Origin of the sequence: Micromonospora sp. LOL_024 (assembly GCF_048060415.1) — a bacterium.
In the GTDB taxonomy this organism is placed as follows: domain Bacteria; phylum Actinomycetota; class Actinomycetes; order Mycobacteriales; family Micromonosporaceae; genus Micromonospora.
Map to the genome: position 1 here is coordinate 72,929 of NZ_JBHMIS010000023.1, position 11,064 is coordinate 83,992.

The window sequence follows — 11,064 nt, forward strand, 5'->3', positions numbered from 1 at the left end:
GCCGGCTTTCGCTGCCGAGTACATGCTGCCGAGCACAATAAGGAATTGTGCGACGCTATTCGTCGGCGGTGGAGTGCAGCCGCGCCTGCCACAACTCGGGGAAAAATCGGTGTCCGGCGAGTTTTGCCAGCATGTTCGCCGGGCTACCGGGGCTGCCAGCCGGGGGGTGGCCGCCAATTCGCAGCGCCACCTGGTAATGACGAACCCGCCACAGCGACACGCGTTCATCCCATTCCACCATCGCCTCGGCGAGCCGATGCAGCGGATCCGACAGGTCTGCCGGGCACAGGTCCGCCGCCGGAACACCTCGGGTGTCAAGCTGCTCGCCGAACGCGTGGCCCAGTTGTCGACTGGTCGCCTGGACCTGCCGCCAGCCCGGCGACTCGGCACCGGAGCCCTTACCCAGTGCCGGTTGCATGGCCCGGAAGTCCACTGGAGACAGATACCGCAGCATCTCCAGCCCGTCGGTGATCAACCGGACGGCGAGCGTCGCCCGGACCAACAGCGCCTCGGCCATTGGCAACTGCCCGGCGACCACCCGGGCGGTCGCCTCGGCCAGCTCCGCCGCCGCCAGTTTCAGCCACAACTCAGTCGACTGGTGAACCACCTGGAAAAGCAGCTCGTCGCGATGTATCACCTCGCCCGGCGATCGTTGCAGACCCAGTAAAGCATCTGTCTGCATATAACGCGCGTAGTCTGTGGCACCGGGACCCGGCAAGACAGGCGAATGGTCATGCTTCACGGACTAAGCCCTCCGGTCGGCGCTGGCGCCGCGATCAACAATACGTTGGCGGCAATCATCCAACGACATGCAGCAATGCGCTACCCCTTGGTCGCAGCAAGTTTCAGAACTTTTGATTAGTCCAGGTCCGGTCCACCTCGCGAGGCCGGTGAAGGTGGCTACGACCGTGGCCGAGCTACCGGCGGCCCGCGCGTGCCAGCACCGTCACGTATCGACCGCTGGCCTCCGTCCGGCCGTCGGCCGTAACGGCGTCAACCGGTCGAGAACCGCCGTCGGATCGCCGGCTGGTGGGCCTGGAGGGCGACGGAGCCCAGGTCGGCGACGACGGCGTCGAGCAGCTGGCTGACCCGTGGTTGCCGGTCGGCGGCGCTCCGCACCTCGTCGATGATCATTGCGAGGTAGGTGTCGTAGGTGGGATGGTTCGCCCGCACCCGCACCGTGCCGTCGTCGTCCCGTACGGCCCGGGCCGGATCGGGCCGTGTCGCGAGGCAGCGGAGCAGCTCGTGTGCCTCCTGCACGGCACGCACGGCGGTGGTGACGTCGTTGGTGGCGGGAGAAAGGGCACGCGTGGCGATGTCGGCCAGCTGCCGGATACCGAACCCCACGTCCTGGCCCGGTGTGCGCTCCACGTCGATGGTGACCGTTTGGACGACGCGCTCGGCGGACAGCGGGCGCGGCGTGCCGGTGGGCAACCGGTGGGTGTGCAGCAGCGGCGCTCCGGAGACCACGAAGTCACCCGGGGCCGGTACGACAGTGACAGCACAGTCGTGCTCGCGGGCCAGCCGGGCCAGCAGGCTGAGGTCGACGTCGGTGACCACTCCCGCCTCCGGTGCCGGCACAACCTGCACCACCTCGCCGACGGCCGCCGCCGGCACCTCCCGCTCGGGCACGTACCGCTCGATCGTGCGGCGGGTCTGGGCGCCGATGGCGGCGATGATGTGAGACACCCGCATCACCGTGGTGATGTGGTGCAGGTAGTAGATGAACATCGCGGTACTCGCCAGGACGAGCGACATCGACACGGCGAGCGAGAGTTCGGGCAGCCGCTCGCTGTCACTGGCCGGCAACGCCGCCAGCACCACCATCGCGAACAGGAATGTCGCGACGAACGTCCCGAGGGTGGCCTGGATGATCCGGTCCTGGAGGAACGTGCGCAGCACGCGCGGGGAGTACTGACTGCTGGCCAGTTGCAGCGCCACGACCGTGATGGAGAAGACCAGCGCCGTGAACGAGATCATCGCGGTGATGATCGACGACAGCAGGGACCGGGCGCCGGCGGGACCACTGGGCAGGATGCTCTCGACCGGCAGCATCAGCCGCAGCTCCAGCAGCGACAGGCCGACGGCCGCCACGACGGCGCCCACCGCGAAGAGTGCCGGAATGAACCAGAAGCCCTCCCGGACCTCGGCGAGCCGGGCGGAGGCCGTTCGTGGGCGGCTCACCCGCACTCCGCCGGCAAGCAGCGCCGCCAGCGCGATCTGCGTGTCACGCTCGGTCCTCCCGGTAGTCAGGCGGCGGCTACGCTTTCCTGTCCGCTACCCGGACCGCTCCGCGGCAAACCTCGCCCCGGCCGCTGTCCGGCATCACCGCCGGCAGTACGCTGGTGCGGAGGTTCAGCGCTCCACGCGGGGCCCGGCCGTCGGGCGATCTCCGCGTTGCCCTGGCCCGCGACAGGTGCCGCAGGATCTCCTGTTCGCGTGGCGTGAGCTGGTGGAAAGGCGGCGGCAACGCCGCCGGCAGCGACCGGCCGGTGCGATCGTCGCTGGCAGCCGGACTTGTCGCTACCGCCACCGAGGCGTGTCGGGCGACGTCGCTGAGCAACCGGCGTTCCACCGGCGAGAAGCCCGGTCCCCCGGGCGGCGGTGCGCCACGACCAACTGACCGACCTGTTCGCCGTGGGTCACCATGTCGAAGCGCGCAGTCGCACCAACTAGGGCGCGGCCACCGCCGTGTCGTTGCCCGGCATCCGGGTCACGCTGGGCAGTTTCGGTGCTGCCGCTGCCGAGCGGCTACTCGTCTCGCTGGTCGGGCACATCGCGGTGAGCAGGAACGTCTGCCAGGCGATGTCGATGGGGTGCGGATCGGGCAGGCCGAACTGGTGGTGGCTGATGTTGAGCCCGGACGACACCTGGCGGTTACCGTCCCGGCTGTGCATCGAGAACATCAGGTGACCGAAGACCGCCCCGTCGTGGCCCCAGAACTCGCCGCACGGGGTGGGTAGCGAGTAGATGCCGAGACCGTAGCCGCCGGCTTCGGGCAGCTCCGGCAGGACCGGCACCCTGTCGAGCATCTCATCGAGGGTGGCCGGGCTGAGCAGGTCGCCGCCGAGCAGGGCCCGGAAGAACGTGTTCAGGTCCGCCGTGGTGGCGATCATCTCGCCCGCCGTCCACGCCCAGCTCATGTTGAACTCGCTGAGGTCGCGAACCCCGAAAGGGGCGAAGTAGGCGCCGTTGTGTGGGCCACGCATCGTCGGATCGGTGCCGGGGAAGGAGGTCCCGGTAAGCCTCAGCGGCCGCAGGATACGCCGTCGCACCTCGATGGCCGCGTCGTTGCCGGTGGCCGCTTCGATCAGCAGCCCGGCCAGGACGTAGTTGGTGTTCGAGTAGCTGAACTTGGCGCCGGGAGCGTTGGTCGGCGGCATGGCCAGGCCCGTGGCGACGAGGTCCGCCGGAGCGTACGTGGTGACCTGCATCCGGTTGATCGCCGCGTACGAGCTGATCATCGCGTTGGTGTAGTTGCCGATGCCGCTGGTGTGGTTCAACAGCATCCGGACGGTCACCCGATCGCCGAGCTCACCCGGCACGGTGTCGGGCAGCCACTTCCCAATCGGGTCGTCGAGACCCAGTCGGCCCTCGTCGACCAGCTGCAGCACGGTGGTGGCGACGAATGTCTTGGTGATGCTGCCGACACGGTGCCGCATCTGTGGTCGCATCGGTTGGTGGTTGGTCAGAAACGCCTGGCCGGCGGCGTCACGCCAGTCACGCCGGCCGTCGCGCACGGCGGCCAGCACGCCCGGGGCGCCGGCTTCGGGTACTGCGGCGAGCGCGCCGCGCAACTCGGCGCGATCCACTCCGCCGGCGGACGGACCGGGCTCCGCTGTGGCAGATGCGGGTACGACAACGATCGTGGCCACCAGCGTCGCGCTGGTGGCCACGATCCTCAGCGTCCGAAAAATACTCGACATATCTACATGTTTGCGGTGTCCCTGGCCGAACGCATCCTGCTCAGGCGCGAGATTCCGCTCCCACTGCGGGACGAGCCGGGATCGCCGGTCGGCGTACAGCTGCTCGCTCACCGGGACACCAGATGGTGCCCGGCTGTGGCGCACCAGATCGACCTTCGCGCTGGTCATGGGCGGACGTGTCCGCCGGAACCGGCAGCCTGGAGATCAGCATCCCCCTCGCGATTGTGTCGCCGACGAAGGTGGGAGTGCCGCCGCGAAGCGGGCCGCGACCGTGGCCACGGCGGCGCGTAGTTCGGTGCCCTCTTCCACGATGAAGTCGAACGGGACGGTGGCGAGCCACTCCTGCGCGTACATGGCGGGATTTCGGGTGCTGCCGACCAGCACGCACCGGTCGCCGGCCGGCTCGAGATGGCCCATCGCCGGGCGGATCCACGGCGCCACTTTGTCCCGCGGCGCGTCGAACACCACCCGGGTGGGGTACTTCCACCCGGCGCCCAGGTGCTCCTCGAGCGCGACGACCGGATCCAGGTCGCTCGGCGGTGAGAAGCCGTACCGGGTATGCCGTGCGGCTCGGATCCGATCGACCCGGTAGGTGCGGACCGCCTTGGCGCGGTGCGAATGGCACAGCAGGTACCAGCGCCCGTACCTCACCACGACCGCCCACGGGTCGACCTCGGCGTCCCACTCCTCGCCGCTCTCACTCCGGTAGGTGAGCAGCACGCGGCGGCGGTCGGCGACCGCGGTGACCAGCGCGCTCGTGATGGTGGGGTCGGGGCGGGCCGACTGCCGGTCCGGGGCGGCCGAGGCGTAGGCCCGAAGCGCCGCCGCCTGCCGTCCGATGCTCTCGGGGAGAGCCCGGATGACCTTGCTTAGCGCCGAGCCGACCAGGTCGTCGGCGTCGATCGCGGCCGGTTGCCCGTCGAGCACGGCCATGACCAGGCCGAGGGCCTGCTCCTCGGTGAAGACGACCGGCGGTAGCCGGATACCACGGCCCAGCCGGTAGCCCCCGTACGGTCCGCGAATCGACTCGACCGGGATGCCGGCCTCACGGAGGATGCCGACGTAGCGCCGCGCCGCCCGCCCCGTCACGCCCAGCGACGAGGCGAGCTGGTCGGCGGTCGTGCCGGGACGGGCCTGCAGGATCTCGAGCGCGCGCAGGGCCCGGGCGGTCGGGCTCGGACCGTTCGACACAGGGAGCAGGGTACCGGGAGCAGATCGTCCGGAATCGGTTGGTCGCATGACCCGAGAACAAGTCGTGCCCGTGGGTGGCCTGGGGCTGGACGGGCCGGTCCGCTACCGTCAACCGGTGGCGGTGCCCTCCCCTACCGGCTCGCTCCTACTCCGCGCCGGTAGCCGGCCGGCGGCCCGGCGCAGCGCGCCCAACTCTTCGAGAGATCGCGAGTGCCACGGGTCGTTCTCCTGCATCGCGAATGCGTTCGCTGCCTGCACGAAGAAGTGCTCAGCGGTATCGAACTCGCTCCGGCTCAGGTAGACCCGGCCAAGCCCGAACAGGGCGTGTGCGTGCACATTCCGCTCGTTCGTCATCCGGCAGATCTCGACGGCCTCGCTGAAATGAATCTCCGCCGCGGTGAACTCGTTCTGCTCCAACATGGCCGCGCCGAGGCCATTGAGGGCATAGGATTGGCCGACACGGTCGTCCTGCGCCCGAGCCAGATCCAGTGCCGACTGGAAGACGGCCTTCGCGGCGAGCGCCTGCCCCGAGTCGGCGAACACCTCACCGAGCCGGTACAACGCCTGCGCCTGAAGGCGCCGGTTACCGAGCTGTTCACCCAGGGCGAGCGACTCCTTCGCCAGAGATTCGGCCTGATCCGGGGAGCCGAGGTCCAGGTAGCTACGGGCGAGTCCACTCAGCACATGGGCTTGTGCGCCCAGATCGCTGACCGCCCGGAACTTTTCCAGGGCCTGCTCGTAACGCAGCACCGCCATGCCGGGCCGGCCCTGAATGCGGTCGAGGTGGGCGAGGTTCCGCAGCGTCAGTGCCGAGCCGGCCTGGTCGCCGGCCGCATCGAACAAGCTCATGGCGTGCATCAGGTTCTCGCCATCGTCCTCGGCGTGTTGGGCGACACCCAGCGAGCCGAGCGACGCCAACACGGCGGCGGCGCCCCGGCGATTACCGGCCCTGTTGGTGGCCTGCAGCGCGATGTTGTGCGTCGCACGCCACTCGGCGAACAGACCGCGCCTCTCGTACATGGTGACCGACACGATGGCCAGCTCCCAGCACAGCTCGTCGAGCTTCAGCTCCGCCGCCTGACGGATCGCCACCTCCAGCGTGATGCGCTCCTCGTCGAACCAGGCCGTGGGATTCCCGAGGAACCGGTCGAACTCGGTTGGTGCGCCGGCCCACCTGGGCGCCGTTCCGTGCAGGACCGCGAAGCGTCCCCCGTAGATCCGTAGATGAGCCTCCTCGGCGAAGGCGAGTAGGGCGCCGAGCGACCGCGCGACCGCCTCGGTGCACTCCCCCCTGTCGTCCCGCGCCAGCCGATGCTCGCCCGCAAACACCCGTACCAGCTCGTGGAATCGATAGCGGGGTTGCCTGGTGAACGCGGAGAGATGGGCCTCCAGCAGCCGGACGTCCGCGAGTTCGTCGAGGAGAACCGTCGCCCGCTTCGTATCGCAGTCCAGCAGAGCTGCCGCGGTCCAGGCGCTGAACTCGTGTAGCTCCAAGGCACTGAGCAGCCAGAACAGAGTCTGCGCCGGTTCGGTGAGTGACTCGTACACGTCAACGAGCAGCGAGCGGACCGCGACCTCGCCGTGGGACAGTTCGTCCAGCCGGGACCGCTCGTCGCGCAGCCGGTCGAGCAGGTTGCCGACCGCCCAGTGCGGGTGCGCGGCCAGCCGGACCCCGGCGATCCGTACGGCCAGGGGTAGGCCGCCGCACATGTCGGCCAGTTCCGCCGCGACGTCGGGCGCTGCGGCGACCCGCTGCTCCCCGCAGATTCGGCCGAGCAGGGTCAGGCTCTCGTCGGCCGACATCATATCGACATCCACGGCCCGAGCACCCGGGATGCCGGCCAGCCGGCGACGGCTGGTGATCAGCACCGCCGGACCCGGCACGCCGGGGAGCAGGTCGGCGATCTGCTCCTCACCGCCGACATCGTCCAGCACGATCAGCAGCCGTCGGGTCGCCATCTGGCTGCGTAGGAGGTTGATCCGTTGCCCGCGTTCGACCGGGATCGTCGCGGCGGCAACACCGAGCCCGTGCAGGAGGTCGCTGAGCACCGCATCGGTCGAGCGTGGCTGGGCGGTGCTCCCGTACAGGCAGGCGTAGAGGCTACCGTTGACGAACTCGGTGCGTAGCAGGTGTGCGACGTGCAGGGCCAGCGAGGTCTTGCCACAGCCCGGCGCTCCGGTGATGACCGCGATCGGTACCCGCTTGGCGTCCCCACTGGTCAGGGTGGTGGTGAGGGCGTCGATCAGCGTGGCGTGGCCGACGAAGTCCGGCAGATCGGCGGGCAACTCCTGCGGTCGGTGCACGCTCGTGGCGGTGCCGGTACGTCTGTCGTCCACGTCGCCGCTGAGGCTGGTGTCCTGGCTGAGAATCGCGCGTTCCAGTTTGCGCAGGTACTGGCTCGGCTCTATGCCCAGTTCGCCCACCAGGTTGGTGCGGGCCGTACGGTACGTCGCCAGCGCTTCGGCCTGACGTCCGGACCGGTAGAGAGCGAGCATCCGGAACCCCCACAGGCGTTCCCGCAGGGGGTACTCCGTGGTCAACGCGACCAGTTCCTCGACGAGCTCCCGATGTCCGCCCAGGCCCAGACGGATCTCGGCGCGGTCCTCCAGCGCCATGATCCGCCGCTCCTCCAGCCGGTGGGAGACGACTTCTGCGGCCCGGCCGGGCACACCGCCCAACGCCGGGCCGGACCAGATGTCGATCGCGCGGTCCAGGTGGGTCAGCGCCTCGTCCAGCCGCCCTTGGGCCGCGGCGGACCGACCCTTGGCAAGGGCGTCGTCGAACATGAGGTAGTCGAGTTGCGGGCGCGCCACCCGGATGGAGTAGCCGAGCGGGTTCGTGTCGATGATCTCCGGCCTGCCGAGAGCCCGGCGCAGCGCGGAGATGCAGATTTGGATCTGGCCACGTGCGCTGGGCGGCGGGGAAGTGTCCCAAACGGCGCCGATCAGCTTCTCGACGGTCACGACATGGTTGGCGGCCATCAGCAGATTGGCCAGCACTACCCGTTGCCGCGGTGAGGTTATCGGTACGGGGGAACCGTCGACCACGGCTTCCAATGTTCCAAGAACCCGGAACTCGACTCGCACCATGGCCGTAGCATACGGGAAATAAAACTATGAACATCGATGCAATTTGTTCTTGATCTACTAATATGTGCCCTCGCCGAGCACCCCCGCCGGACCACGGCCTCCGGCTCACGCCGGTCCGGCGCGACACCCGACGACCGCGATCGCAGCAGGGGCATCAGCGATCCGCCAGACGTTCGTCGGTACAGGAGGGGTAGCCGGACACCACCGCGCAGAGACCACTGCGGTCACCACGGCTGCCAGCCACCGGACACAGGCACGATCAGTGATGACGGTAGGGCGGACATGATCACTGCGGACGACCAGCAAGGGCGTGCAGAACTTGACGACCACCTGAACCGGTTGGCCGACCATGCCATCACCAACAGGGGCGCCTGACTACACCAACCACATCGAGCCGGACAGTGCCCCGATGTGTCGGGGGCACCGGACGACGGCCCATCCGGTCCGGCTCCCCCACCGGACCCGCCGCTCACCTGCGCGTGATACGTACAACCTGTTCGGCAGCGGGATAGCCGGGCAGGGCCGAGGCCAGGGTCGCGACGGTCGGCCAGTCGAACAAGGCCCGCTCCGGCAGCTGCCGGCCCAGCGCGACGCACAACCGGGCCACGGCCTGCGTCGCGAGTACCGAATGGCCACCAAGGTCGAAGAAGTTGTCGTGCCGCCCGACCTCGTCAAGGTTCAGTACCTCGGCCCACACCTCGGCGATGACCCGCTCTGTGGTGGTGCCCGGCACATCCTCCTCGACGAGCGATGACTGCGCACAGCTGATTTCGTTCATCACGCAATACCCCCAGAATCGCCGACGATGTGGCGTCGAATAGCGGACGGTCGCAGGATCGCCATCCGTCGGCATGAATTGTTGCCGGTTCCATGGGTGCCGGCAAGGCCAGGCGGGAAGAAGCAGCGGCAGTCGACGTCTTCCGGATTTCCTGCCGATCCTTCTCTGCGCCCGCACAAGCTCTCGTGGCACCCTGGCGACTGTTGTCAATCCGCGCCGGCGGCTCGGATTGCCGCCGTTACTGAAGGAGCGGTCGATGGTTGGCTTGACAGAGCTCGCATCCACCCTGCGGGGCCATTCGGCCGTGCGCGATGCCCGGGCGACGACAGTTCGCCACGATGATCGGGACGCCACGGTTGGCGTGGTCGAGTTCGCCCAGTACGTGAGCGGGCCGGAGCTCCGAAGCTACGTGTGGGACCGACTCGGTGCGCACTGCGGCTTGGACGGTGTGCTACTCGTCGACACCATGCCGATCGCTGGCGACACGCTCGACACCGAATACATCCGGTCTGCGGTCATCGCCGGCACGTGTACCCTGTTCGTAGGTCCGGTCGACGACATCGAGGAAAGGCTTTTGTCGATCTGGACCGGCACCATGAATCTGAAGTGGATCGGCGTGCACGACGACTTCCTGGACCTTGGCGGCGACTCCATCGTCGCGGTCGAGATCCTCTCGAGGATCGAGGAGGAGTTCGGCGAGGTGCTGGACGTCTATGACTTCATGAGCACCTACAGCATCCGCGGCACCGCCAGCCTCCTGCGTGGACGCCTGGTAGTTCAACGGCAGTAGGCAGGCGAGACCGCCCTCATGGTCCGACTCGTCGCACATGGTGCGCCCGCCGGCGGTAGCAGACCGAGCCGGGCGCGTCCGCTCGGACCGGGCCCGGACCGCGGCCGCCAGCGGACCAGGGTCCGGGTGCAGACCGGTTTCTGATCAGCCACGCCGGCCGGCCAGCCGCCACCGTTCGAGCTTGCCGGCGGCCGAGCGCGGCACCTGGTCGACGAAGGTTACCCGCGTCGGCACCTTGTAGTTGACCAGACCGGTCCGGCAGTGCGCCATGAGCTCGCCGCTACTGACCGTCGATCCCGGCTTGCAGACCACGTAGGCTCCGACCGTCGACCCGAGCACCTGCTCCTCGGTTGCCACCACCACGGCGTCCAGCACCGCGGGGTGTTCCAGCAACTGGGCCTCGACCTCGTTGGGATAGACCTTCTCGCCACCCACATTGATCACGTCGTGCCGTCGGGGGGCGAGGAACAGATAGCCGTCCTCGTCGAGCCAACCGAAGTCGCCGACGCTGGCGAAACCGTCGGCCGTCGTTTCCAGCACCTGGCTGCCCAGGTATGCGTCTCCCCTGGAGACCCGACCGGCGCGCATGAACACCTTGCCGGTCTGTCCCGGGCCGAGCCGGTTCCCGGCGTCGTCCCTGATGCTGATCTTCGTGAAGAACCCGCGGCCCACGGTTCCGGGCCGCTGTTGCCATTCGTCCCCCCGCACCAGGGTGCCGCCGATGTTCTCGGTCGAGCTGTACACCTCGTACAGATGTTGCGGCCCGACCAGCTCGATCCAGCTCTTCTTGGTCAACGGGTCGCAGGACGCTGCCGTGTGCATCACCGTGCGTACGCTGGCGAAGGACGCCGGGTCGGGCTCGAGAAGCATCAGGATGGTGCGCATGTGCGCCGGGGTGAGCTGGATCCATTCCACGGCGTACCGCTCGACCAACGTCACCGTCCAGGCCGGCAGGAAGTACGGCGGCAGCACGGTGGTGTTGCCGTCGAGCAGCCCGTCCAGCAGCGTGGTGAACGGGGCCGCGTGGTGCAACGGGCCGAGTATCAGTTGCCGCTGACCCGCTCGCCAGCCGGCCCGACGACGCAACGGCAACGGCACCTGGTGCGGATCGTAGTTGAGCGGTCCGGGGCGAATCGCGATCTTCGGCCGGCCGGAACTGCCGCCGGTCGGCAGCAGGTAGGCCATCCGGCTGGCCATCGGTGCCCGCAGCCGCCGAGGCCGATCGGCGTCGGCGTCGGCGTCGGCGTCGGCGTCGGCGTCGGCGTCGGCGTCGGCGTCGGCGTCGGCGT

At 68.7% G+C, this 11,064-nt stretch carries 8 protein-coding genes; 1 reads left to right on the forward strand and 7 read right to left on the reverse strand.

The features are described 5' to 3' along the window. Window positions 1-55 precede the first annotated feature (55 nt). From ACFHWY_RS21100 to ACFHWY_RS21125, 6 genes are all read right to left on the reverse strand, one after another. Window positions 56-742, reverse strand: coding sequence for a tryptophan 2,3-dioxygenase family protein (locus ACFHWY_RS21100; RefSeq protein WP_416581952.1), 687 nt, complete (start codon window positions 740-742; stop codon window positions 56-58). A gap of 251 nt (window positions 743-993) precedes the next feature. After that, window positions 994-2,184 (reverse strand): DUF2254 domain-containing protein, encoded by a 1,191-nt coding sequence (locus tag ACFHWY_RS21105; RefSeq protein ID WP_416581953.1) that lies wholly within the window; start codon window positions 2,182-2,184, stop codon window positions 994-996. 488 nt (window positions 2,185-2,672) lie between these two features. After that, entirely contained in the window at window positions 2,673-3,896 is a 1,224-nt protein-coding gene (locus ACFHWY_RS21110; protein ID WP_416581962.1) for a serine hydrolase domain-containing protein, read from the reverse strand. 234 nt (window positions 3,897-4,130) lie between these two features. Continuing rightward, window positions 4,131-5,117, reverse strand: a complete 987-nt coding sequence (locus ACFHWY_RS21115) for a helix-turn-helix transcriptional regulator (protein ID WP_416581954.1) — start codon at window positions 5,115-5,117, stop codon at window positions 4,131-4,133. A 108-nt stretch (window positions 5,118-5,225) separates the two neighbouring features. Next, the gene (locus tag ACFHWY_RS21120; protein WP_416581955.1) at window positions 5,226-8,207 is read right to left on the reverse strand and encodes a BTAD domain-containing putative transcriptional regulator; all 2,982 of its coding nucleotides are present in this window, start codon (window positions 8,205-8,207) and stop codon (window positions 5,226-5,228) included. A 469-nt stretch (window positions 8,208-8,676) separates the two neighbouring features. Next, window positions 8,677-9,060 carry a phosphopantetheine-binding protein gene (locus ACFHWY_RS21125; RefSeq protein WP_416581956.1) on the reverse strand — a complete coding sequence of 128 codons (384 nt, stop codon included), beginning with the start codon at window positions 9,058-9,060 and terminating at the stop codon, window positions 8,677-8,679. A gap of 181 nt (window positions 9,061-9,241) precedes the next feature. Here ACFHWY_RS21125 and ACFHWY_RS21130 point away from each other — a divergent pair, with 181 nt between their 5' ends. Then, the gene (locus tag ACFHWY_RS21130) at window positions 9,242-9,775 is read left to right on the forward strand and encodes a phosphopantetheine-binding protein (protein WP_416581957.1); all 534 of its coding nucleotides are present in this window, start codon (window positions 9,242-9,244) and stop codon (window positions 9,773-9,775) included. Between the two features lie 144 nt (window positions 9,776-9,919). Here the strand turns inward: ACFHWY_RS21130 and ACFHWY_RS21135 are convergent. Continuing rightward, on the reverse strand, window positions 9,920-11,064 hold a 1,145-nt coding region (locus tag ACFHWY_RS21135), incomplete at its 5' end, for an AMP-binding protein (RefSeq protein WP_416581958.1).